Raw genomic sequence first — 24,684 nt, forward strand, 5'->3', positions numbered from 1 at the left:
ATTTTCTATCGTTGTTTTGGGAGAGTGTCGCAAGGCGATCGGCGACTGGCAAGCGGCAGGATTTTCCGCGGCATGAAACGCGAGAGCCGGAACTTACTCGACGCGCGGCCCGATTGCGAGGAACGGCTTCCAGCCGCTACAAGTCTGCTCAAGAGGATCGGCGTACGCGGGCATCCCCCACGATATCGGCCACAACGGTCGCCGCGACAGCCACGAGGGCAATGCCGAGACCGCGTTCCGATCGAGGCTGCCCCATGCTCAATTCCAGTTAAGACGGCTTCTTCGGCCGCGACACCAGCTCGATCATCTTGCCTTCATCCTCGTCGGGCATCACAGCCTTCGCTTGCGCGTAAGCCTCGACGGCGGCGCGGGCAACCAGCGGCTTGTCCGCGAGCAGGCTCTCGGCGAGCTTCACGGCGTAGGCGGCATCCTTGTGCCGCAGCGCGGCGGTGAAGGTCGCGCCGCCGAAGTCGCGGGCGACCATGCGCTTGGAATGGCGCTGCACCTGCGGGCTCGCGGCAACCCCTGCCTGGATGGAGTCGAGCACCAGCTTCATGTCGAGCCCGGCCTGTTCGGCAATCGCAAGGCCCTCGGCCAGACCGGCGATCTGGATCGCGCCCATGAGATTGTTGATGAGCTTGTAGACCGTGCCGGAGCCGACCGCGCCGAAATGGCGGATCGTCGAGCCGATCGGTTCGAGGAACGGGCGCGCGCGTTCGAGGTCGGGGGCATCCGCGCCAACCAGCAGCGTCAGCTTTCCGCTCGCGGCCGCATCCGGCAATCCCGTCACGGGGCAATCGATGTAGATCAGGCCACGCGCATTGAGTTCGCGGCTCATCTCGCGCGCATGGTCATAGGAAACCGTGGAGCATTCGATGGCGATGGTGCCTGATTTGGCCGTCTTCGCCGCGCCATCAGGCCCGAGCCAGACCGCGCGCGAAGCCTCGTCGTCGGCAACCATGGTCACGACAGCGTCGGCATCGATCGCGGCGTCCTCAGGCGAGGTCGCCCATGTCGCGCCGCGTGCGACCAGGTCTTCTGCTTTTGACTTGCTGCGATTCCACAGCGTCACCGTCAAGCCCGCATCGAGATAGCGGCCCGCCATGCCATGACCCATCCGCCCCAATCCGATGAAGGCGATCCGGGGCATGGTCAGTCCACATCCTCGATATCGGCGCCGGTGGTGCCGAAGGCGCGTTGCGCCAGGGTCGCGGCCATGAATTCGTCGAGCTCGCCGTTGAGCACGCCTGATGTGTCAGAGGTCTGCACGCCCGTGCGCAGATCCTTCACCATCTGATAGGGCTGGAGCACGTAGGAGCGGATCTGGTGGCCCCAGCCGATATCGGTCTTGGCGGCCTGGTCGGCGGCGGCCTTCTCCTCGCGCTTTTTCAGCTCGATCTCGTAAAGGCGCGCGCGCAGCATGTCCCAGGCCTGCGCCCGGTTCTTGTGCTGGGAGCGTCCGGCCTGACAGACCACCGCAACGCCGGTCGGGATATGCGTCAGCCGCACTGCGGATTCGGTCTTGTTGACGTGCTGACCGCCCGCGCCGCCCGACCGCATGGTGTCGGTGCGGACGTCGGATTCCTTGATGTCGATCTTGATGCTGTCGTCGATGACCGGAAACACCTGCACGCTCGAGAACGAGGTGTGCCGCCGCGCGTTGGAATCGAACGGCGAGATGCGCACGAGGCGATGCACGCCCGCTTCCGTCTTCAGCCAGCCATAGGCATTGTGGCCGGAGACCTGGATGGTCGCGGATTTGATGCCGGCCTCTTCGCCCTCGGATTCTTCGAGGAATTCGACCTTGAAGCCGTGGGTCTCCGCCCAGCGCGTGTACATGCGCAAGAGCATCTGCGCCCAGTCCTGGCTCTCGGTTCCACCGGCGCCGGCATGGACTTCGAGATAGGAATCGAAGCGATCGGCTTCGCCCGACAGCAGCGCCTCAAGCTCGCGGCGGGCCACTTCCTTCTTGAGGTTCTTGAGCGCGGCTTCCGCTTCAGCCACGACGCCGGCATCGCCCTCGGCCTCGCCGAGCTCGATCATGCCGATATCATCTTCGAGCTGCTGCTCGACCTTGCCGATGCCCGAGAGCGAGTCCTCAAGCGAGGTGCGCTCCTGCATCAGCTTCTGGGCTTTCTGCGGATCATTCCAGAGATTGGGATCTTCTGCGAGCTTGTTCAGCTCAGCGAGGCGCGCCGTCGATTTCTCGACGTCAAAGATGCCTCCTCAGCAGCCCGACTGACTGCTTGATCTCTTCTACCAACCGTTCGATTTCGGCGCGCATATCGTTCTCAGCTCTCGCGGAATCCCGCGTACAATTCAGATGGGGGATGTAGCGGCGGCGGCTGCAAAGCGCAACCGCCGGAACTCAAAGCCGGTGCTCTTATCCTAGGCCCCTAGTAGAGCCCGCCGGTACCCGGCCGCATGAAGAATCCGGAGTCCGGCGCCTGCTGTGGCGCTGGCACACCACCGCGTCCGTCGGCGTCGGCGACGCCGATGACAGAGTAGTTGTCCGGCGGCGCTGTGCCCGGCTTGAAAGCTTCCAGGATGGTTCCACCGGTTTCGCCGGGGCCGGCGCGCATGCCGGTCTTGGCGACGACGCGAACCAACTTGATGCCGGCCGGCACCTTGAAGGGAACGGCGGGCTTGTCGGCGAGCGCGAGCTTGAAGAAATCGCGCGCAATCGGGGCAGAGAGATGGCCGCCGGTGGCGGCATTGCCTCTGCCGAGAGAGCGCGGCTTGTCGTAGCCCATGTAAATCGCAACGGCGATATCAGGCGAGAACCCGACGAACCAGGCGTCCTTGGCCTCGTTGGTCGTACCGGTCTTGCCGGCGATCGGCTTGCCGACCTCCCTCACGACAGTTGCGGTACCGGCCTGGACCACGCCTTCCAGCAGCTCGGTGATCTGATACGCGGTCATGGAATCCAGCACCTGCTCACGGCGGTCGATCAGCTGCGGCTCGGGTTGGTTCTTCCAGCCGCCGGGCGCGTCGCAGCCGCGACATTCGCGCTGGTCGTGCTTGAAGATGGTGTGTCCGTAGCGGTCCTGGATCCGGTCGATCAAAGTCGGCTTCACCCGGCGCCCGCCATTGGCGAGCATCGAATAGGCCGTGACCATGCGCATCGCCGTCGTCTCACCGGCGCCGAGCGCATAGGAGAGATAGTTCGGTAATTCGTCGTAAACGCCGAAGCGGCGGGCGTATTCGCCGATCAGGGGCATGCCGATGTCTTGCGCAAGGCGCACCGTCACCGTGTTGCGCGACAACCTCAGCGCATTGCGCAAGGTCATCGGCCCCATATACTTGCCGGCATCAAAGTTTTCCGGACGCCATACTCCAGCGCCCTGGCCCTGGTCGATTTCGATCGGCGCGTCGAGCACCACGGTCGACGGCGTGTAGCCGTTGTCGAGCGCGGCCGAATAGACGATCGGCTTGAATGACGAACCCGGCTGCCGGTAGGCCTGCGTGGCACGGTTGAACTGGCTCTGGTCGAACGAGAAGCCGCCGACCATCGCGAGCACGCGGCCGGTCCAGGGGTCCATCACCACCATCGCGCCCGAGACCTCGGGGATCTGGCGCAGACGGTATTGGCCTTCGACGGGTTGTCCCTCCTTCGTAAAGAGCGGATCCGCATAGATCACGTCGCCGGGCTGCAGCACCTGCGCGACCGAGCCGGGCGTCTTGCCCCTGGCGTTGCCCTGCGCCGCCTTCGCCCAGCGCACGCCATCAAGCGCGATGAGGCCGGTCTCGCGCTGCTTGCTGACCGCGCCGCCGAGCTCGCGATTCGGCTGGAAGCCAATGCGCGCCGACTGATCACTGGTCTCCAGCACCACCGCCATGCGCCACGGCGAAATGTCGGACAGCGATTTGATCTCGGCGAGCTTCACGCCCCAGTCGCCCGAAATATCGAGCTTGCTGATGGGCCCGCGATAGCCTTGCTGCTCGTCATAATTCACGAGGCCGGCAACCATGGTCTTGCGTGCCATGACCTGGATCTTCGGATCGAGCGTGGTGCGGACCGAGAGGCCTCCCTCGTACAGCTTCTTCTCGCCGTAGCGCTCGAAGATGTCGCGGCGGACTTCCTCGGCGAAATATTCGCCGGCGAAGGTGTGGGCGCCGTTGCTACGGTTGGTAACGACCAGCGGCTCCTTGCGCGCCTTGTCGGCGTCGGCCTGCTTGATCCAGCCGTTCTCCTGAAGACGGTCGATCACGTAGTTGCGGCGCTCGATGGCGCGGTCGCGGTTGCGTACCGGATGCAGCGTCGCCGGCATCTTCGGCAGCGCCGCCAGATAAGCCGCTTCCGCCACGGTGAGCTCGTTCACCGATTTGTCGAAATAGACCAGCGAGGCGGCAGCGATGCCGTAGGCGCCGAGGCCGAGATAGATTTCGTTCAGATACAGCTCGAGAATCTTGTCCTTCGAATAGGTCTTCTCGATGCGCATGGCGAGCAAGGCTTCCTTGATCTTGCGCGAGAAGGAGACCTCGTTGGTCAGAAGGAAGTTCTTGGCGACCTGCTGGGTGATCGTGGAGGCACCCTGCGGGCGGCGGTTGGAACCGAAGTTCTGCAAGTAAAGCACGCCTGCACGCGCCATGCCGGTGTAGTCGATGCCACCATGCTCGTAGAAATTCTTGTCTTCGGCCGCGAGGAACGCGTTGATCACGAGCTTCGGCACGGCCTGGATGGGCAGGTAGAGCCGTCGTTCCTTGGCGTATTCGCCGAGCAACGAACCGTCGACCGCGTGCACGCGGGTCATCACCGGCGGCTCGTAATCCTGAAGCTGAGAGTAGTCGGGCAAGTCCTTGGAGAAATGCCAGATCAGGCCTGCCACGGCACCGACACCGACAAGGAACAGCACCGTTCCCGCAGCGAACAGGAAGCCCATGAACCGCACAAGCAAGCGCATTATGTGTTTATCCGTTCAATCCCAGGATCAGCCCAAAGCGCCCCAAACGGGCGCCGTCCTTACGTCGCGAATTCACCGGCCTACTCAATACCATCAATTGCCGGACCGAATGACGCTCGCCGAACGGGATCCTCGTCGATTCCGGAACCCCCTGCGCCGTTTTTTATAAGGCGTCCGCTGTGGCCAAACTAGGGCTTAACAGCGGAACCGATATGCCGTCCTTAATTGCTGGCCCCCGCTGTCGCTATCCTTTTGGCCAGGAACGTGTCGATCGCCTGCGCCATCGAGCCGACGGCCTTGGAGCGCCAGCCCTCTGACACGAGGTGCTCGAGGTCGCCCTTGTTGGACACGTAGCCGATCTCGACCAGCACCGAGGGCACATCCGGAGCCTTCAGCACCCGAAAGCCGGCCGACTTCAGGGGATGCTTGTGCATCCGCACCATCGTCTTCATTTCGCCCATCAGGAGATGGGCAAAACGGTTTGAAAAGGTGCGGGTTTCCCGTTGCGTGAGGTCGATGAGGATGTCGGCAACGTCGGTCGGCTCTTCCGCAAGGTTGAAGCCGGCGATCGCATCGGCACGGTTTTCGGCATCGGCAAGGCGCTGGGCCTCGGCGTCGGATGCCTTGTCCGACAGCGTATAGATCGTGGCCCCCTGGGCGTCACCCTCGGCCTTCGGCAGCGCGTCGGCATGAATCGAGACGAACAGCGCGGCATTCAAATTGCGGGCGACCTTGGACCGGTCGTTGAGCGGGATGAATGTATCGTCGTCCCGCGTCATCACCACGCGGTATTTACCCGATTTTTCCAAGCGGTCGCGCAGCGCCAGGCCGAACGCCAACACCAGGTTCTTCTCGCTCTCGCCGCTCGACTGGGTCCCGTTGTCGATGCCGCCATGGCCGGGGTCGATCACGACGACCGGCCGGCCGTCGGAAGGCGCTCCCGGCTTGTGCTGCGCCGGATCCGGCGAGGCAGGAGCCGTTGCCGGCGGCGCGGCTGACATCGTCGGCCGCAACTCGGGGCGATTCTCCGCGGCGGGTGTCTGCACGAAGGCCGCGCGATCGACCTCCTCCAGCTCCAGCACCAACCGGGCCGGCTGGCCATTGGCCGCCTCGAGCACGTAGGAATTGGTGATCTTGGCGGGCCCGGTCAGGTCGAACACGATTCGCGAGCCTCCGGGCATCACGAGCCCATAGCGAAAGGCCTTGACGAGTCCTCGGCCGGCCCCCGTGCCGGGAGCCAACTGAAAATTCACCTGGGGAACGTCGACCACCACCCGGTAGGGATCGGCGAGCGTCGTGGCGCGGAAGCTGATGGTCTGGTCGAGGTCGAGAATGAAACGCGTTTGCTTCCCGTCGCCGGCCAGGCGCGCCGCTGTCGCGACAGGAAAATTCGCAGCCGCGACGGGGGCTTGCGCAGGGCTCTCCGCCGCGCTCAGTCCCGAGTATGCGGCATACGGCAATGCTGCGGCGCAAAGCAGCGCAAATCCCAGCAAAACCCGTTGATTTGTGCGGCTCGCCACCGAATCCGTGCCTCCGAGCAGCCTCTTTAACGCAATAGAACCACAGGGTTAATCGATCCTTAATAACGGAAGCGCGAAACTCCCTGACTGTGACCGGTGTGCGACGCTCCCTTGCATGGATGTCCCATTCCTCGTATGTACGGAATGCTGACGGCCAATAATTTCCGGTTGTGTCGCATTCAGCCTCCCGGTGCAGCGCCGGAGCTCCCAAGATTCGGGAATTCCAGCGTTTTCTGTTCTCCTCTAAGACCAGCGCAGTGCGCGGCAACGAGGTGGAACGGGGCAAGCCCCGGCGGCGGACGGTTTCCGGTTACCACAGTGTTTCCGGGACGGTTTCGACAGCGACGCGACCGGTTACCCGGTCCCTTAATCCCGAGGGGGCGGTTCTTGATCCAGGGCGAGCGCGCACGCGCCATGCCTGGCCAGCAGCAACTGATTAAGGGGCGGCCCCTCCGCCCAATGTTTCATACGGGCCGACGCTTGATGCGCCAGACTGTGCCGACGAATTCTGAAGGACCATTCGCGACGCTGCGGAATAAAAATCCCGCGCGCCGCTGCGGTCCTCCGGCTTCCGATTCGGCAAGGCGCGAGAGACGGCGTTTCTGCCTTCCCCTCACCCCCGAATCAGGTGGACCGTCGCGTCACCCGGCAGCGCTCTTCGCGCCCACGGTCGATCGCGCCCGCCGCCGCCAAGAGTTAAGACATGCCCAACAAGATGTTGATCGATGCCACCCACCCGGAAGAGACCCGGGTCGTCGTGGTCCGCGGCAATCGCGTCGAAGAGTTTGACTTCGAGACCGCGCAACGCAAGCAACTGCGCGGGAATATCTACCTCGCCAAGGTCACAAGGGTCGAACCCTCGCTCCAAGCCGCCTTCGTTGAATATGGCGGCAATCGCCACGGCTTCCTCGCCTTCAGCGAAATCCATCCCGATTATTACCAGATTCCGGTTGCCGACCGTCAGGCGCTGATCGAGGCCGAGGAACAGGCCCATCGCGAGGCCGAGGAAGAGAGCGAAAACCGCTCCCACGGCCGTCGCCGCTCGCGTCACCGCAATGCCCGCCGCCGTGGTCATGGCGAGCGCGTCCGCAGCGACCTCGTCGAGGGTCTTGGCGCGGGCGCCGATCCGCTCGCCCAGCCGACGGAGGCCCAGGCGGAAGGCCAAGCCCGGCCGGAGGACACGGTCGGCGCTCCACAGGAGGGTGAGCACCTGCACGCCGATGCAGAGCATCACGGCGAGCACGAGGGTCACGACCACGATCATCACGACCATGATCACAGCGATCACGGGCATGACGATCATGAGCACGATGATCACGAGCATGATGAGCACCATCACGCGCACGATCATGACGACCATGGTCATGACCACGACCACGATAGCGATCACCACGACCACAATCATCATGCGGACGAGACGCCCGCCCCTGTCGCGGCTGTGGGCGCCGACCCCGTGGTTGCGGCCGAGACCGTCACTGAACCTCAGGAACCCTCCGCTTTCGAAGCGCATCCCGAGACGTTTGCCGAGGCCGTGACATCGGTCAGGGAACCGGCCGATGCCGTTTACGCGGCCGGCGAGATCACCGACGCGCCGCACGGCGAGGCTGCGGACGCAGCCGGGGAAGACGACGAGGACGAAGAAGACGGCGAGGAAGCTGAAGAGGAAGTCGTCGAATCCGTCGGTGGCGACGACGTGCTCGAGGAAGTGCCGGAGCGCACCTTCCGTCCGCGCCGCCAGTACAAGATCCAGGAAGTCATCAAGCGGCGCCAGGTGATGCTGGTGCAGGTCGTCAAGGAAGAGCGCGGCAACAAGGGCGCTGCGCTGACGACCTATCTGTCGCTTGCCGGCCGCTATGCCGTGTTGATGCCGAACACCGCCCGCGGTGGCGGCATCAGCCGCAAGATCACCTCGGCCCAGGATCGTTCGCGCCTGAAGGAAGTCGTGCAGGACCTCGACGTGCCCGAGGGCATGGGCATCATCCTGCGCACTGCTGGGGCCGCCCGCACCAAGCCCGAGATCAAGCGCGACTTCGAGTACCTGATCCGGATGTGGGAGACGGTGCGCGACCTGACGCTGAAGTCGCAGGCCCCGACGCTCGTCTACGAGGAAGGCTCGTTGATCAAGCGCTCGCTGCGCGACCTTTACAACAAGGAGATCGACGAAATTCAGGTCGCCGGTGACTCCGGCTACCGCGAAGCCCGCGACTTCATGAAGATGCTGATGCCCGCCAATGTCAGCGCGGTGAAGCAGTATCGGGACGGTCAGCCGCTGTTCTCACGCATGGGCGTCGAGAGCCAGCTCGATGCGATGTTCTCGCCGACCGTGCAGCTCCGCTCCGGCGGCTACATCGTGATCAACCAGACCGAGGCGCTGGTCTCGATCGACGTCAACTCCGGCCGGTCGACGCGCGAGCACCATATCGAGGACACCGCGCTCAAGACCAACCTGGAAGCGGCCGAAGAGGTCGCCCGCCAGCTTCGCCTGCGCGACCTCGCCGGCCTGATCGTCATCGACTTCATCGACATGGACGAGAAGCGCAACAACCGTGCGGTCGAGCGCAAGTTGTCCGATTGCCTAAGGCAGGATCGCGCGCGCATCCAGGTCGGCCGCATCTCGCATTTCGGCCTGTTGGAAATGTCGCGCCAGCGCATCCGCGCCAGCGTGCTGGAGAGCTCGACCGATCCCTGCCCGCATTGCGGCGGCACCGGCCATGTCCGATCGGTGTCCTCGGTGGCGTTGCAATTGCTGCGCGGCCTGGAAGAGATCCTGATGAAGGGCGCGACCCACAATCTCGTGGTCCGCACCCGCACGGACGTCGCGCTCTATGTGCTGAACCACAAGCGTGGCCATCTGCGCGACCTCGAGAACGGCTTCAAGGTCACGCTGTCTGTCATCGCCGACCCCAGCGTCAGCGGACCGCAGGCCTATCTGATCGACCGTGGCGAGCAAGTACATACGCTCGAGGCCGCTAAGGCGCTGCTCGCGGCCCAGGTCGCCGCAAGCCCGCCGCCGTTGGCCGAAGAGGCCTATGACGATGAGGACGGATTTGACCTGGAGACCGAATCCGAGGTCGAGACCGAGGAGACGGAAGGTCTCGCCGAGGAGCAGGCCGCAGGCGATGGGTCGCCCGAGCAGGACGGTCATCGCCGCAAGCGTCGCCGCCGTCGGCGCGGTCGCGGCGGCCAGCGCGACGGCGAGGCGCGCGAAGATGGCGCTCCCGTTTCGGCTGAAGCGGCCGTAGCGGCCGGTGAAGGCGAAGAGGAAGCCGACACCGAGCAGGACGGTGAGGAAGGCGAGGAACAGGCCGCCCGTGGCGAGCAGCAGGGCAGCGGCGATCGCCGTCGCCGGCGTGGTCGCAGGGGTGGACGTCGTCGTCGTGGCGGTGCCGAGGATGGTCTCGCCGGCTCCATCGGCGACGAGCTCGGCGGCAATCCGCCGTCGGAAGCGGCCGACGCGGTGGCCGATTTCGACGGTGCCGGCAGCGAGACCGCTCCGTCCATTGCGCATTCGGAGCACATCGCCCCGGTTGAAACGTCTCAGCCCGAGCCCCAGTCCCATCAGGCGCCGGTTGAAACGCCGGTCCAGTCAGCGCCACCGGCTGCTATCGCCGAAGAAGAGCCCGCAGTGGACGACAAGACCACGCGGCGCCGCTCCACCGTTCGTGAGAAGGTGAGCTTCCCGTCGAGCAACCCGAGCGAGCCGGCAACGCCGATTGCGACGGCGCCGGAGCCGGTTGCGCCGCCCGCGCCTGAGCCGACGCCGGAAGCGGCAGCCGAACCGCCGGCGGCCCCGCGGCGCGCCGGCTGGTGGTCGCGCCGCTTTGGCGGCGGCGAATAGAGCAACCTGCCAAATAAAAAAACGCCCGGCCAAAGCCGGGCGTTTTTCCTTTCATGCCTCACCGGAACGTTGCGGCGGCAGTTCGTCCTCACCGAGCGGCGCCACGTCGCGCGATGCGATCTGGCGAAGCTGATCGTAAAGATCGGGCGCCTCGCTGGTGCAGAGACAAACGCCCTTGGCGGATGCCGCCTCGCCGGCGTTGAGGTAGGCATGGCCCATGGTGCTGTCGAGATAGATGCCGTCACCCTCGTCCAGGATCTCCGGCGCGTAGAACTCGGTGTGCACAGCGACGCGCCCGCTCGTCACCAGAAAATACTCTTCGCCGGCATGACACAGCAGCGGACCGAACTCGTCCAGCGAACGCGCGCGGACCTCGGCCACGATCGGCACCATGCGTTTGCCGATCAGGTCGGTGCATTGATAAGTGTAGGTGTAGAACTTCGTATTGATCAGCTGCCCCTGCCCGGCCCGGCTGATGCTCCGCCGCGCGGTGACCGGCCGGCCCTGCACAGGTGCTCCGACCGCCGGATTGAACAGCTCCGCGATCTCCATCTTCAGGCCGGAGGTGAGCTGGAGCAGCTTGTCATAGGTCAGCGACATCAGGCCATTCTCGACCTTGGACAGGGTCGACAGCGCCATGCCGGTCCGCTCGGCGACCTGCTTGAGCGTCAGGCCACGCGCCTGGCGCGCCGCCTTGAGACACTGGCCGAGCTGGGAATTGGCACCTTCGGGCGTCGTAATCTCGCTCATGCAGCAATCCTAGCACGCTGCCGGGAAAAAATATTGGCTGATCCATCTAATCTTTTTTTGGCGCAAATGCTCCCGGGAAGCCTCTTCTAGGTACCGTCTCGGGCATCGATTCCGGGATTTGTGCAAGAATTAGCCGGCTTTGACGAATATTGGTGCGCCCCACGCACTTTCCGATATGCTAAACCGTTTTCACAATTTGAAAGGGCTTGGCATTGTCCCAACTTTGCGACACGAGTGCCGTTGAGCTGCGCCGCCTGCTGGCCGCGCGCACAATCTCGCCCGTCGAGCTGCTCGACTCCTGCCTGTCCCGCATCGCCACCACCAACGCGGCCGTCAACGCGGTCGTGACGCTCGATGAGCCCGGCGCGCGCGCCGCCGCAAAGGCAGCTGAGGCCGCGATCCTGCGCGGTGAGGATGGTGGCGCGCTGCACGGGCTCCCCGTCCTGATCAAGGACACGCAGGACACCGCCGGGATGCGCTCGACCTACGGCAGTCCCCTGTTGAGCGACAATGTCCCGGCCGCCGACCAGGGCTCGGTCGCCCGGCTGCGTGCCGCGGGCGCCATCATCTTCGGCAAGACCAACACGCCGGAATGGGCGGCGGGCGGCAACACGCGCAATCCCGTTTTCGGCGCGACCGGCAATCCGTTCGATCCCATGCGCTCGGCGGCCGGTTCCTCCGGCGGATCGGCGGTCGCGCTCGCCTGTGGCATGGCTCCGCTTGCCTCGGGCTCCGACACGGGCGGATCCCTGCGCAATCCCGCGGGCTATGCCGGCATCGTCGGCATGCGTCCTTCCTACGGCCTCGTGGCGAGCGAGAAGCGGGCCTTCGGCTGGTCCAATCTGTCGACCGATGGACCGATGGCACGCAACGTCGCTGATGCCGCGCTGATGCTGTCGGTGTTGGCGAGCGACGATGCCCGCGATCCGCTCGCCTACACGCTCCCCGGCGAGCCCTTGCGCGGACGCGCCGAACGCTGGGCCGCGCCACGTGCCGCAGAGCTCGGCAAGCTCCGCCTCGCCTTCACCGAAGACTTCGGCTTCGCGCCGACCGAGCAGGCGATCCGCCGTGTGTTTCGCGCGCGCGTGAGCAAGCTCGCACCGCTGTTTGCCGAATGTCGCGAGGCGACGCCCGATTGCACCGGGGCGGACGATGCCTTCGCCGTGCTGCGCGCCGGCCTGTTCCTGGCCATGCATGGCGAGAATTACCAAGAGCGGCCCGAGATGCTCGGCCCCAATGTCCGCGCCAATGTCAGGGAAGGCCTGAGTTACACGCTCGAAGATCACGGGCGCGCCGCGACCACGCAGACGCGGATCTATCGCGCCTTTCAGAGCTTCTTCCAAGACCACGACGTGTTGATCAGCCCGACCATCACGCTCAGCCCGCGGCCATGGTCGGAGCTCTATCCCGCCGAGATCGACGGGACGCCGACGCAATCCTACTTCCACTGGCTCGCGCTCGCCTACGCCGTGACGCTCCCCGGCCACCCCGCGATCAGCATCCCACTCGGCCGTGACGAGGCCGGCCTGCCTTTCGGCCTTCAGATCGTCGGCCCGCGCGGCGGCGATGCGATCGTGCTCTCGGTCGCCGCGAGCATCGAGGCTGCGTTCACAAGCGATCCACAGATGTGTCGGCCTGTTCCCGACCTCGCACGGCTCGCGGCCGCGCCGCCGCTGTCCTCGACGCCGGGCTTCCTCACCTGGGACTAGATCAAACAAGTAGCCATCACCGCCGGGGCGCCGGCATCGCGGAGATCAGCATGGCCGAATCGTCGAACCGCAGGACTGGCATGGTCGCCTTCGTCCTGCTCTATCTCGCCTACTGCATCTCCTACATCGACCGCGCCGCAATCTCGCTGGCGCTGGCGCAGATCGGCAAGGACTTCAATCTGCAGGCTGCCGACCTCGGCATCGTCATCAGCGCGTTCTTCTTGGGCTATGCCGCGATGCAGGTGCCGGGCGGATGGCTCTCCGACCGCTTCGGCTCGAAATACGTTGTCATCGCCACCATCGTGATGTGGTCGCTGTTCACGTCGTTTACGAGCCTCGCCTGGTCGCTGACCTCGCTGATCGCGATCCGCTTCATCTTCGGCATCGCCGAGGGCGGCTTTCCGCCGGCGAGCATCCGCGCCATAGCGGAGCTGTTCAAAAAGGACAGCCGGCCCAAAATGTCGGCCCTGCTGCTGTCGTCGAACTATGCCGGCAGCATGGTCGCGCCGCTGATCATGGCGCCGCTGATCCTCTGGCTGGGCTGGCGTCATGCCTTCAATGCGATCGGCATCGCCGGTATCCTGTTTGCGCTGATTTACTTCGTCTCCGTGCCGCATCTCGCACGGATCGGCGTTGGACCCGTGACGGCAAAGCCGCGGGCGCCGATGCGCGAGCTGATGAAGAATCCGCTGCTCTGGCAGTTGATGGTGGTGTGGTTCGGGCTCAGCTGCGTCAACAAGGGCCTGGATTCCTGGATGCCGCTCTATCTGCTCCAGCAGCGCGGGCTCGACCTCAAGACGGTCGGCGTGGTGGCACCGATCCCCTTCATGATGGCGACATTCGCAAGCGCAATCGGCGGCTGGGTGATGACCACCTTCTTTGCCGAGCGCGAAAAATATCTGCTGATCGGCAGCTCCGCATTTACAGGCATCTTCCTCTACGCGATGTACAAGGCCGAGACGATCACCGCATTGATCGTCTATCAATCGGTGGTCTACTTCTTCAAATCCTTTGTGCTCGCTTCGGTGATTGCGCTCCCGACCAAACTGCTGCGTGACGACCAGATCGGATCGGGGATCGGCATGGTCAATCTCGGCGGCCAGAGTGCGGGCTTCGTTGCACCGGCCGCGATGGGCTTCATCGTGACCGGGACCGGATCGTTCGACGCGGCCTTCGGCTTCCTGGTCGCGATGACGGCGCTGTCCGTCCTCGTCGCAACGACCATCAACACGGCGCAGTCCAAGCTCACGTTAGAGCCGGCCTGACAGGAGAATTCTGCCGATGAAAAGCGCAATCATTCTCGGCGGCGGCATGGTGGGTGTCGGCGCCGCCTTGCATCTGAGGCAGCGTGGCTGGACGGTCACGCTGGTCGACCGCAGGGAGCCGGGCCGCGAAACCAGCTACGGTAATGCGGGGATGATCCAGGCCGAAGCCATGCGGCCGTACCCGATGCCGCGTGACCTTGCCACGCTCCTGAACATCGCGACCGGCCGCACCAACGACGTGCGCTACAGTTTGTCCTCTTTGCATCGTCACATCGAGCCGCTGCTCCGCTATTGGTGGCATTCGGCGCCGAAGCGGCATCGCGAAGCCATCGCGGCCTGGTCGCGCCTGATCGCTACTGCGACGCCCGAGCACGACGTGCTCATCCGCGAAGCCCATGCCGACAATCTGATCCGGCGTGCCGGCTATCGCGTGCTGCATCGCGACGCCACCTCCTTCGACCAGGCGATCAAGGCGGCGGAGGAAGACCGCCGCGAGTTCGGCGTGAATTTTCGCGTGCTCTCGGGCCGCGAGTTGACCAAGGCGGAGCCTATTTTGCGCGACGATCTTCCCGGCGCGATCCATTGGCTCGACACCTGGACCGTGTCCGATCCCGGTGCGCTCGTCACCGCATACGCCGACCTGTTCGAACGATCCGGCGGCAGCATCGTGCTCGGCGAGGCGCAGTCGCTGCAGCAGACGGCAACCGGATGGTCTGTCGACACCGACGGCGGCCGCCTCGATGCAGCCAACGCCGTCGTGACGCTCGGGCCGTGGTCGCCGGACCTCTTGCACAAGTTCGGCTACCGCATTCCGCTGGTGCGCAAGCGCGGCTACCACATGCACTACACCGGCGGCGCCTCGCTCGATCTGCCGCTGGTCGACAAGGGCCAGGGCTACGCCATGGGACCAATGGCCAAGGGCATCCGCATCACTACGGGCGCAGAGTTGACGGAACCGGATGCGTTGGCGACGCCGGTGCAGCTCACCAGCGCCGAAGCCTCCGCGCGCGAGCTGATCGATCTCGGCAAGCGCGCCGAACCGGAGCCATGGTTCGGCACCCGCCCCTGTACGCCCGACATGCTACCCGTGCTCGGCCGCGCCTCGCGTCACCCCGGTCTCTGGGTGAACTTTGGCCACGGTCACCAGGGCTTCACGCTCGGTCCCGCCACCGGACGCCTGCTCGCGGAGATGATGAACGGCGAGACGCCGTCGATCGACCCCGCGCCGTACCGGCCGGAGCGGTTCTAGCTCGCACGCAGATCAGTCCGTCGTGACGGCGGTTTCCATGTCCGTCGGATCGATCTGCCGGCTCAGCCGCGCGTTGAGCTTGTCGCGATCGAGTTCGCCCTCCCACCAGGCGACGATCACGCAGGCCACCCCGTTGCCGCAGAGATTGGTCAACGCGCGGCACTCGCTCATGAACTTGTCGATGCCGAGCACGATCGCCATGCCGGGCACGAGGCGCGGATCGACCACGGCCAGCGTCGCCGCCAGCGTGATGAAGCCCGCACCGGTGATGCCCGAGGCTCCCTTCGAGGTCAGCATCGCCACGACCAGGATCGTGAGCTGCTGGCTGAAGGTGAGATCGTAGCCGAGCGCCTGCGCGATGAAGAGCGTCGCCAGCGTCATGTAGATGTTGGTGCCGTCGAGGTTGAACGAATAGCCCGTGGGCACCACGAGGCCGACCACCGATTTGGAGCAGCCGAGCCGTTCCAGCTTCTCCATCAAGGTCGGCAGCGCGCTTTCCGACGACGAGGTGCCGAGCACGATCAACAGCTCGTCCTTGATGTAGGCGAGGAATTTGAAGATCGAGAAACCGGCGAAGCGCGCGATGGTGCCGAGCACCACGACGATGAACAATGCCGCGGTCAGGTAGAACGTCGCGATCAGGCCGATCAGATTGAGGATGGCACCTGTGCCGAACTTGCCGATCGTGAAGGCCATCGCACCAAACGCGCCGAGTGGCGCGGCGCGCATCACGATCGAGATCACGCCGAACACCGCATGCGCGGCGTCGTCGATGAAGCTGCGGATGACGTGGCCGCGCTCGCCGAGCCCCATGATGGCGAAGCCGAACAGTACCGAGAACAGCAGCACCTGGAGGATTTCGCCTTGGGCGAAAGCGCCGACCACGGTGTCGGGAATGATGTGCAAAATGAAGTCGACGCTCTTCTGGCCCTCGGCCTGCTTGGCATAGCCGGCGACGGCCTGCGCGTTGGCGGCGGCATTGCCGAAGCCTGCACCCGGCTTCACCACGTTGCCGATGATGAGGCCGATGATGAGCGCGAAAGTGGAGACGATTTCGAAATAGACCAGCGCCTTGACGCCGATGCGCCCGACCTTCTTGGCGTCCTGGATGTGCGCGATGCCGGAGACCACGGTGCAGAAGATGATCGGAGCGATCACCATCTTGATCAGCTTGATGAAGCCGTCGCCGAGCGCCTTGATCCAGTCGTTGGTCGCGACCGACGGCCAGAGCCAGCCGACGATCGCGCCGAGCACGATGGCAATCAGCACCTGGATGTAGAGAATTTTATACCACGGCTTGGCCGCAGCAGGTGCGGCGGGCGCGGCGGCCACCGTTGTCGTTGTCGTTGTCATTGTTTTTTTCCTCCCCCCTTAAAGCTCAGAGCCAGCCAAATTCAATTTGGCTGGCTCTGTCAATTGGAACATTCCGCGCGGTGAAATTAACCGCGACGATCAACGATCCGACGCCCCGCCGGCATAAGGGCCGCCCCGAGCACGTTCTTGATGACGGAGGCCAGGATGAAGGGCGCAACGCCGACCAGCCAGGCCTTTTCCGCACCAAGGTGGATTCCGCAAGCCAGCCAGACGAAACCGCCGATGAAAATAACGACGTGGCCGACTGCCATCGCCACAAACAGCAGCGCCACATTGCGATCCCAGCCTCGCTCGGCAAGCCAGCCGGTGATGAAGGCCGCAGCCACGAAGCCGTAGAGATAGCCGGCGGTCGGGCCAACCAGCGGCGCAATTCCACCAACCGGGCCGGCGAACACCGGCAATCCCATCGCGCCTTCGGCGAGATAGGCAATCATGGTTGCGCTGCCAAGGCGCCAGCCATAAGCCGCGCCGATGACCAGCACGACCAACGTCTGCAACGTCATCGGCACGTAAGGCAGTGGCAAATTCACCTTTGCTGATAGCGCCATCATTGCGGTACCAAGCGCAATCATCACGACAGCACGCAAGGCGCTGACAGCTTCTCCTGGCCGTGTTGGCCACATCATTGCGGCAAGAGGCGAATGCGTGGCGGCGGATTGGACGGTTCGGTCAGACAAGATGAACTCCGGAAGTGTCGCGAAAACTGCCGGCTATTTAAGCCAGTGAGCGATCCGGTCAACTGCCTCCCGCATCTCCGCGGCCGAGCGCGCATAGGAGAAACGGACGAAGGAGCGACCGTGGATCGGATCGAAATCGACCCCGGGCGTCGCCGCAACGTGGGCCTTCTCCAGCATCTCCTTGGCGAAATCGAAGCTGTCCGACGTGAAATCCGAGACGTCGGCATAGAGGTAGAATGCGCCATCCGCCGGCAGGAATTTGGCGAGGCCCGCCCTCGGCAATCCCTCGATCAGGATGCGCCGGTTTTCCTGATAGCCGTGCTTGATCTCTTCCATCTCGGCCGCACCGTCGAAGGCGGCCTCGGCCGCGGTCTGCGACAGCGACGGCACCGAGATCGAGAGGTTCTGCTGCAGCCGCTCGATCGGACGCACCAGAATGTCAGGCACGACCATCCAGCCGACGCGCCAGCCCGTCATGCAAAAATATTTCGAGAACGAGTTGATCACGAGCGCATCCTTGGACAGTGCCGCTGCGGTCACTGCCGGAAACGCGTAATCGAGCCCGTGATAGATCTCGTCGGAAATGAAGCGGATGCCGGCATCCTCGGCGGCGGCGATGAGGCCGGCGAGCGCCTCCCGGGACATCATCGTTCCCGTCGGATTGGCGGGGCTGCCTACCAGCACGCCCTTCAGCGGCGCCTTGCGATGGGCAGCGAGCAGCGCCTCGCCAGTCAGCGCATGGCGCGTCTCGTCGGTGGTCTCGATCAGCACCGGCTCGCATCCGAGCGCGGTGAGGATGTGGCGGTACGGCGGATAGCCCGGCACCGTGACAGCGACGCGATCGCCGGGCTCGAACATCGACAGGAAGGCCAGGATGAAGCCGCCGGAAGAGCCGGTGGTCACCACGATCCTGTCGGGGCTCACGATGCAGCCATAGGCATCGCGATAATGCCGCGCGATGCGCTCGCGCAAGCTCGGGATGCCGAGCGCCGAGGTGTAGTCGATCCGCGCCGTTGCAAGCGCCGCCTGCGCGGCCGCAATCGCCGTCTTCGGAGCGCCCGCGGCGGGCTGGCCGACCTCCATGTGGATGACATGGCCGCCATCAGCCTCGATCCGCGCGGCAGCCGCCATCACGTCCATGACCATGAACGGGGGAACATCACTACGGCGGGACGGCTCGAGCCACTGCCCCGCCCGGTTCCTCAATGTCGCATCGTGCATCGGTTTCTGCTATTTCGCTGGCACACCGGTCCGTCCGGTCCGCAAAACAGGGCGCTTGCGCCCCAGACTAGCCGCATTATACGGCTCATAAGGGCATATCGCGTATCCGGTCCGCCGCCAATCGCCAAAACCCAGCATAAGACTGCATTCCAAGCCCGTTTGATCCAGACCGTTTGATGTTGCTCCAGATCGCATTGCGCAAGAAGGCCTCGGCGCTGACCGCCATTGTCACGGCAGCGGCCATGGTCCTGTCACCGTTCTCCGCGGCCCGGGCGCAAGAAGGCAAAGGCCCGCCGGTCCTGCGTGACACCGAAACCGAGCAGCTGTTGCGCGAATATACGCGCCCGATCCTGCGGGCTGCGGGTCTGGAGAAGCAGAACATCCAGATGGTGATCATCAACGACAGCTCGTTCAACGCGTTCGTCGCCGACGGCCGTCGCATCTTCGTCAATTACGGCGCGATCCTCCAGTCGGAGACCCCGAACCAGCTGATCGGCGTGCTCGCTCACGAGACCGGCCATCTGGCCGGCGGCCATCTGGCCAAGCTGCGCGAGCAGCTCGCCAGCGCCCAGACCCAGATGATCATCGCCATGCTGCTCGGCGCCGGCGCCATCGCGGCGGGTGCCAGCCGCGGCGGCAATAACGGCCTCGCCAATGCCGGCGCGGCAGCGATCGCCGGTCCGCAGGAGATGATCCGCCGTTCGCTGCTGTCCTACCAGCGCCAGCAGGAGGAGAACGCCGACCGCGCCGGCGTCAAATTCCTGACCGCCACCCAACAGTCGCCGAAGGGCATGTACGAGACCTTCAAGCGCTTCACCAGCGAGAGCCTGTTCGCCGCGCGCGGCGCCGATCCCTATCTGCAGTCGCACCCGATGCCCGCCGAGCGCGTCGCAGCGCTCCAGGAGTTCGCCAGCACCAGCCCCTATTGGGACAAGAAGGACGATCCCGCGCTTCAGCTTCGCCACGACATGGTGCGCGCCAAGATCTCGGCCTTCATGGAACGGCCCGAGACGGTCTACCGTCGCTATCCCCTCACCAATGACACCCTGCCGGCGCGCTATGCCCGGGCGATCAGCACCTATCTGCATGGCGATTTGCGCAGCGCGCTGGCCCAGGTCGACGCGCTGATCGCAGTGCAGCCGAACAACCCGTATTTCTACGAGGTCAAGGGCCAGGCCCTGCTGGAGAGCGGCAAGCCGGCCGATGCGATCGCCCCCCTGCGCAAGGCTGTCGCGCTCTCGAACAATGCGGCCCTCATCGAGATGTTACTTGGGCAGGCTCTGGTTGGAACCGATAATAAGGCCTACACGGACGATGCCATCAGGATTCTCCGTGCGGCGGTGGCGCGCGAGCCCGAGGCGCCGATCGGCTACACCCAGCTCGCGATGGCTTATGGCCGGAAGGGAGACTATGCCGAGGCGGATCTCGCCTCCGCCCAAGCCGCTTACCTGCGCGGCGACAACAAGACCGCTCGCGAGCTCGCCACGCGCGCGAAAACCCGTTTCGCCGTCGGCACGCCCGGATGGGTCAAGGCCGACGACATCGTGGCCTCGAAACCGCCGCGCAACTAGACGAGAGGCACCCATCACTGCCTGACACGACGACCGGCACTTGACGTCACGCACCGGCATAAGCCCGCCGGGACTTTTTCGAAACCTGCTCTGGATAAGAGGATTTGCCAATGCCTTCGCTGCGCCTGCTAGCTCCCGCGCTGTTTGCGCTCGCCATTTTCGGCGCAACGGGACCGGCTTCGGCCGAGACCTTCTCGGATGCCCAGCGCACCGATATCGAGGCGATCATCAAGAACTACCTCGTCACCCATCCCGAGGTGCTCGAGGAGGCCATGACCGAGCTCAGCAAGCGCCAGGCCGCGGCCGAGTCCGAGAAGCACGAGGCCAGCGTCGCGCAAAACTCGGATGCGATCTTCAACTCGCCGCGCCAGGTCGTGCTCGGCAACAAGGACGGCGACGTCACCTTCGTCGAGTTTTTCGATTACAATTGCGGCTACTGCAAGCGGGCAATGGGCGACATGCTCGACCTGCTGAAGTCCGATCCCAAGCTGAAGGTCGTGCTGAAGGAATTTCCGGTGCTGAGCCAGGGCTCGGTCGAGGCCGCGCAGGTCGCGGTCGCCGTGCGCATGCAGGATCCCTCCGGCAAGAAATATCTCGACTTCCACCAGAAGCTGCTCGGCGGCCGCGGTCCGGCCGACAAGGCGCGCGCCATGCAGGCCGCCAAGGAAGCCGGCCTCGACACTGCGAAGATCGAGAAGGACATCGCGAGCCCCGAGGTGCGCGCCACCATCGAGGAGAACTTCAAGCTCGCTGAAGCGATGGGCATGAACGGGACGCCGAGCTACGTGATCGGCAAGCAGATCGTGGTCGGCGCCGTCGGCCTGGAGGGCCTCAAGGAAAAGATCGGCGTCGCCCGCTGCGGCAAAGCGACCTGCTGATCAGACTTTTGCAACTCCCACACATCATGCGGGCCGGCTGAAAAGCCGGCCTTTTTCGTTGCCGAGCGCTGCAGCAAATCCTGGCCCGAATCCGGCGGGGATGTTCATCCCGTATTTAGGAAACAAATACCGGGGAACAGCAGATGTTCCGGAACAACTCAAACCTCCTTTCGTTGGTGGCGCGGGCAATGACGCAAAAGAAACACGTGAGGAGAATTTGATGTCTAATCGCTTTATGATCTCCGTTGCCGTAGTCGCGCTCCTGGCGGGCCCCGGATTGGCGAACGCACAAGGCACGATGAAGAACGAGAGCGGCGGCGCTGGAGCGCAGCCGATGGAGCACTCGCAGTCGTCAGGCGGCGCTGCCGAGCGCGGCGGCTCGATGGGCAAGGAATCCACCCATGAGAAATCCACCCATGAGAAAGGCACCGTCGGCCAGGCGGGCGGCTCCAGCAGCATGAAGTCCGGCACCTCGGCCGAGGAGAAGTCCTCGGGCGCGACCAAGGACGAGCGCTCGGGCCGTGAGATGAACAAGAACGCGGCCGAGGAGAAGTCCGGCGCCACAAAGGGCCAGCGCAGCGAGGAACGTGCGCAGGGTCAGCAGGACAAGTCGAAGAGCATGAGCCAGGACACCAGCAAGTCCGGCAAAGACCAGAAGGACATGAAGGCTGAGGGCAGCAAGACCGGCGCCTCGACCAACAATGCCGAGAACCAGCAGGGCACCGAGACGCGCACCAACCAGAATGCGCAGGGCCAGAGCAGCACCAACACGACCGTCGGCCAGGCCGGCGCCGGCGCCAAGCTCTCGACCGAGCAGCGCACGCAGATCACCTCGGTGATCCGCGAGGAGCACGTGCGCCCGGTGACCAACGCGAACTTCTCGGTCTCGGTCGGCACCCGTATTCCGCGCGAGGGTATCGAGCTGCACGCCTTGCCGTCCCGGGTCGTGACGATCTATCCCGAATGGCGGACCTACAAGTATGTCCTGGTCAAGGACGAGATCGTGGTCATCAATCCGGACACGTACGAGATCGTGGCTGTCCTGAACACCTAAGGCGATAGCCAGCGCGCTCAGGGGCGGGCAGCGATGCCCGCCCCTTTGCGTTGGGCGACAGTCATGCTTTGAACTGGTTAACAAGCAATTTCCGCGGCTTCCGCACAGGTTTTTGCAGGCCGGATGAGGTACCTGAACCGGGCCGGGAGGCCCTTCAAGGCTTCCCCTCAGGCGCTTTGTTACCTATAACCCCGCCACGCCGAAACACCTTTCCGGGACAGGAATGGCCGATCCAGCAACCGACACGATCCTCGTTCTCAATGGCCCAAACCTCAACATGTTGGGGACCCGCGAGCCCGAGAAGTATGGCCATGCCACGCTGGCGGACGTCGAGGCACTTTGCCGGGAGACCGCGGTGAGCTTCGGCCTCAAGGCTGATTGCCGGCAGTCCAACCGTGAAGGCGAGCTGATCGATTTCATCCACGAGGCGCATGGGCGCAAGATGATGGGCATCATCATCAACGCGGGCGGCTATTCGCACACCTCGATCGCGCTGCACGACGCGTTGCTCGCGGTGCAGATCCCGACCGTCGAAGTGCACGTGACCAACATCCATGCCCGCGAGAGTTTCCGTCACCACTCCTACACCGCGCGCGCGGCCTTCGCCTCGCTCTGCGGTTTCGGCATCGAGGGCTATCGCCTTGCGATTCAGGGCCTTGCCGCCAAGCTCGGCATCAAGCCCAAAGCCTGACGCTCCTTCTTCACACAGAACATTCGGATCATAGAACATGGCGCGCCAGCCAGACGACAAAGCAGCAGCAAAGTTTTCCAGCGAGGATTCCGCGCTCGTCCGCGAGCTCGCTCTGCTGCTCGATGAGACCAGCCTCACCGAAATCGAGATCGAACGTGCCGGCCTGCGTCTGCGCGTCGCCCGCAACCTCAGCGTCGCGGCGACCATGCCGATGCCGGTCGCAGCCGCAGCGCCCGCGCTCCCTGCAGCGCCCGCCGCCGTGGCACCTGCAGCCGCCGCTGCGGACATCTCCAAACATCCGGGCGCCGTGACCTCGCCGATGGTCGGCACCGCCTATTGGTCGCCCGAGCCCGGTGCCAAGCCGTTCATCGAAGTCGGCTCGAAGGTCTCGGTCGGGCAGACCCTCCTGATCATCGAAGCGATGAAGACCATGAACCAGATCCCCTCGCCCCGCGCGGGCACGGTGACGCAGATCCTCGTCGAAGACGGCCAGCCGGTCGAGTTCGGCGAGCCGCTGGTTATTATTGAGTGACGCGACTGGGCAATAGCGAATAGCGATTGGCCTCGGCCTTCCCTACTCGCCATTCGCCACTCGCCATTCGCTGCAGGACAACATGTTCGACAAGATCCTCATAGCCAATCGCGGCGAGATCGCCCTTCGCATCCTGCGGGCCTGCAAGGAGCTCGGGATAGCGACTGTCGCCGTGCACTCCACCGCTGACGCCGACGCCATGCATGTGCGCCTGTCGGACGAGAGCGTCTGCATCGGGCCGCCGCCGTCGAAGGACAGCTATCTCAACATCCCCGCGCTCCTCGCAGCTTGCGAGATCACCGGCGCGGATGCGGTGCATCCCGGCTACGGCTTCCTCTCGGAGAACGCGCGCTTCGCCGAGATTCTCGGCGAGCACAACCTGCAATTCATCGGCCCCAAGGCCGAGCACATCCGCCTGATGGGCGACAAGATCGAAGCCAAGAAGACCGCCAAGCGGCTCGGCATCCCCGTGGTGCCGGGCTCCGACGGCGCTGTCGGCCCCAACGACGACGCGATGGCCATCGCGAAGAAGATCGGCTTCCCGGTGCTGGTGAAAGCGGCTGCGGGCGGCGGCGGCCGCGGCATGAAGGTCGCGCAAACCGAGGCCGATCTCCAGATCGCGCTGTCGACGGCGGCCAATGAGGCGAAATCCGCTTTCGGCGACGCCTCCGTCTATCTCGAAAAATACCTGCAGAAGCCGCGCCACATCGAGATCCAGATCCTCGGCGACGGCCGCGGCGGCGCGATCCATCTCGGTGAGCGCGACTGCTCGCTGCAGCGTCGCCACCAGAAGGTCTGGGAGGAAGGCCCCTCGCCCGTGCTGGCGGCCGCTGCGCGTGCCAAGATCGGCGAGACCTGCGCGAAGGCGATGCGCGAGATGAAATATCTCGGCGTCGGCACCATCGAGTTCCTGTTCGAGGATGGCGAGTTCTACTTCATCGAGATGAACACGCGCATCCAGGTCGAGCATCCCGTCACCGAGAGCATCACCGATATCGACCTCGTCCTGGAGCAGATCCGCATTGCTGCCGGCGGCGAGCTGCCGGCCAAGCAGAACGAGATACAGATCATCGGCCACGCCATCGAATGCCGTATCAATGCGGAGAACCCGCAGACCTTCCGCCCTTCGCCCGGCAGGATCTCGCAATACCATCCGCCCGGCGGTCTCGGCGTGCGCATCGATTCCGCGGTCTATCAGGGTTACCAGATCCCGCCGTATTACGATTCGCTCGTCGGCAAGCTGATCGTCCACGGCAAGACGCGCGCCGAATGCCTGATGCGCTTGCGCCGTGCGCTGGACGAGATGGTGGTCGATGGCATCGAGACCACGCTGCCGCTGTTCCGCGACCTGGTGCGTCAACCTTCGATCATTGACGGCGATTACCACATCCACTGGCTGGAGCAGTATCTCGCCGGCAAGACGGAGCCCTCCGGGAAATAATTCCGACCCG

The 24,684-nt window shown here is 64.5% G+C and carries 18 protein-coding genes; 10 read left to right on the forward strand and 8 right to left on the reverse strand.

The genetic code is table 11. The features are described 5' to 3' along the window. Nucleotides 1-268: 268 nt before the first annotated feature. The 4 genes from ACVWZ4_RS30820 to ACVWZ4_RS30835 all read right to left on the reverse strand — a co-directional run bounded on the left by ACVWZ4_RS30820 (nucleotide 269) and on the right by ACVWZ4_RS30835 (nucleotide 6,424). Nucleotides 269-1,150: an NAD(P)-dependent oxidoreductase gene (locus tag ACVWZ4_RS30820; RefSeq protein ID WP_456741806.1), complete on the reverse strand. Its 882-nt coding sequence runs from the start codon at nucleotides 1,148-1,150 to the stop codon at nucleotides 269-271. Between the two features lie 2 nt (nucleotides 1,151-1,152). Beyond that, nucleotides 1,153-2,284 (reverse strand): peptide chain release factor 2 gene (gene prfB / locus ACVWZ4_RS30825; RefSeq protein WP_456703394.1). Its coding sequence is split into 2 segments (ribosomal slippage): nucleotides 1,153-2,214 and nucleotides 2,216-2,284, totalling 1,131 coding nucleotides; the frame shifts between segments, so codons are not numbered across the junction. A gap of 112 nt (nucleotides 2,285-2,396) precedes the next feature. Continuing rightward, entirely contained in the window at nucleotides 2,397-4,904 is a 2,508-nt protein-coding gene (locus ACVWZ4_RS30830) for a penicillin-binding protein 1A (protein WP_456735014.1), read from the reverse strand. Nucleotides 4,905-5,125: 221 nt separating this feature from the next. Further along, nucleotides 5,126-6,424 carry an N-acetylmuramoyl-L-alanine amidase gene (locus ACVWZ4_RS30835; protein WP_456790430.1) on the reverse strand — a complete coding sequence of 433 codons (1,299 nt, stop codon included), beginning with the start codon at nucleotides 6,422-6,424 and terminating at the stop codon, nucleotides 5,126-5,128. A gap of 703 nt (nucleotides 6,425-7,127) precedes the next feature. Here ACVWZ4_RS30835 and ACVWZ4_RS30840 point away from each other — a divergent pair. After that, nucleotides 7,128-10,262 (forward strand): Rne/Rng family ribonuclease, encoded by a 3,135-nt coding sequence (locus ACVWZ4_RS30840; RefSeq protein ID WP_456741807.1) that lies wholly within the window; start codon nucleotides 7,128-7,130, stop codon nucleotides 10,260-10,262. A 51-nt stretch (nucleotides 10,263-10,313) separates the two neighbouring features. On the opposite strand, the gene ACVWZ4_RS30845 is transcribed toward ACVWZ4_RS30840, so the two are convergent. Further along, complete coding sequence (locus tag ACVWZ4_RS30845; RefSeq protein WP_456703389.1) at nucleotides 10,314-11,012, reverse strand: helix-turn-helix domain-containing protein; 699 nt, start codon at nucleotides 11,010-11,012, stop codon at nucleotides 10,314-10,316. Nucleotides 11,013-11,224: 212 nt separating this feature from the next. On the opposite strand from ACVWZ4_RS30845, the gene ACVWZ4_RS30850 reads away from it, so the two are divergent. The 3 genes from ACVWZ4_RS30850 to ACVWZ4_RS30860 are packed head-to-tail and all read left to right on the forward strand — an operon-like array spanning nucleotide 11,225 to nucleotide 15,235. Next, nucleotides 11,225-12,721, forward strand: a complete 1,497-nt coding sequence (locus ACVWZ4_RS30850) for an amidase (RefSeq protein ID WP_456705275.1) — start codon at nucleotides 11,225-11,227, stop codon at nucleotides 12,719-12,721. Nucleotides 12,722-12,771: 50 nt separating this feature from the next. Beyond that, nucleotides 12,772-13,986: an MFS transporter gene (locus ACVWZ4_RS30855; protein ID WP_456741808.1), complete on the forward strand. Its 1,215-nt coding sequence runs from the start codon at nucleotides 12,772-12,774 to the stop codon at nucleotides 13,984-13,986. Between the two features lie 16 nt (nucleotides 13,987-14,002). After that, entirely contained in the window at nucleotides 14,003-15,235 is a 1,233-nt protein-coding gene (locus tag ACVWZ4_RS30860; protein WP_456741809.1) for an NAD(P)/FAD-dependent oxidoreductase, read from the forward strand. A 12-nt stretch (nucleotides 15,236-15,247) separates the two neighbouring features. On the opposite strand, the gene ACVWZ4_RS30865 is transcribed toward ACVWZ4_RS30860, so the two are convergent. From ACVWZ4_RS30865 to ACVWZ4_RS30875, 3 genes are all read right to left on the reverse strand, one after another. Then, nucleotides 15,248-16,588 carry a dicarboxylate/amino acid:cation symporter gene (locus ACVWZ4_RS30865; RefSeq protein WP_456703386.1) on the reverse strand — a complete coding sequence of 447 codons (1,341 nt, stop codon included), beginning with the start codon at nucleotides 16,586-16,588 and terminating at the stop codon, nucleotides 15,248-15,250. Nucleotides 16,589-16,674: 86 nt separating this feature from the next. Further along, nucleotides 16,675-17,232, reverse strand: coding sequence for a biotin transporter BioY (locus ACVWZ4_RS30870; protein ID WP_456742287.1), 558 nt, complete (start codon nucleotides 17,230-17,232; stop codon nucleotides 16,675-16,677). An 87-nt stretch (nucleotides 17,233-17,319) separates the two neighbouring features. Beyond that, nucleotides 17,320-18,507 carry a pyridoxal phosphate-dependent aminotransferase gene (locus tag ACVWZ4_RS30875; protein ID WP_456741810.1) on the reverse strand — a complete coding sequence of 396 codons (1,188 nt, stop codon included), beginning with the start codon at nucleotides 18,505-18,507 and terminating at the stop codon, nucleotides 17,320-17,322. A gap of 176 nt (nucleotides 18,508-18,683) precedes the next feature. On the opposite strand from ACVWZ4_RS30875, the gene ACVWZ4_RS30880 reads away from it, so the two are divergent. The 6 genes from ACVWZ4_RS30880 (at nucleotide 18,684) to accC (ending at nucleotide 24,674) form a co-directional block, all read left to right on the forward strand. After that, on the forward strand, nucleotides 18,684-20,078 hold the full coding sequence (locus ACVWZ4_RS30880; RefSeq protein WP_456703384.1) for a M48 family metalloprotease: 1,395 nt from the start codon (nucleotides 18,684-18,686) through the stop codon (nucleotides 20,076-20,078). 110 nt (nucleotides 20,079-20,188) lie between these two features. Next, nucleotides 20,189-20,956 carry a DsbA family protein gene (locus tag ACVWZ4_RS30885; RefSeq protein WP_092229072.1) on the forward strand — a complete coding sequence of 256 codons (768 nt, stop codon included), beginning with the start codon at nucleotides 20,189-20,191 and terminating at the stop codon, nucleotides 20,954-20,956. A 220-nt stretch (nucleotides 20,957-21,176) separates the two neighbouring features. Continuing rightward, nucleotides 21,177-22,010 carry a DUF1236 domain-containing protein gene (locus tag ACVWZ4_RS30890; RefSeq protein ID WP_456741812.1) on the forward strand — a complete coding sequence of 278 codons (834 nt, stop codon included), beginning with the start codon at nucleotides 21,177-21,179 and terminating at the stop codon, nucleotides 22,008-22,010. 223 nt (nucleotides 22,011-22,233) lie between these two features. Continuing rightward, nucleotides 22,234-22,701: a type II 3-dehydroquinate dehydratase gene (gene aroQ, locus ACVWZ4_RS30895; RefSeq protein WP_456741813.1), complete on the forward strand. Its 468-nt coding sequence runs from the start codon at nucleotides 22,234-22,236 to the stop codon at nucleotides 22,699-22,701. Nucleotides 22,702-22,738: 37 nt separating this feature from the next. Next, nucleotides 22,739-23,233 carry an acetyl-CoA carboxylase biotin carboxyl carrier protein gene (gene accB, locus ACVWZ4_RS30900; RefSeq protein ID WP_456703381.1) on the forward strand — a complete coding sequence of 165 codons (495 nt, stop codon included), beginning with the start codon at nucleotides 22,739-22,741 and terminating at the stop codon, nucleotides 23,231-23,233. 82 nt (nucleotides 23,234-23,315) lie between these two features. Further along, nucleotides 23,316-24,674 carry an acetyl-CoA carboxylase biotin carboxylase subunit gene (gene accC, locus ACVWZ4_RS30905; protein WP_456703380.1) on the forward strand — a complete coding sequence of 453 codons (1,359 nt, stop codon included), beginning with the start codon at nucleotides 23,316-23,318 and terminating at the stop codon, nucleotides 24,672-24,674. Nucleotides 24,675-24,684: the final 10 nt, after the last annotated feature.

It is taken from the genome of Bradyrhizobium sp. USDA 4472, assembly GCF_054058595.1.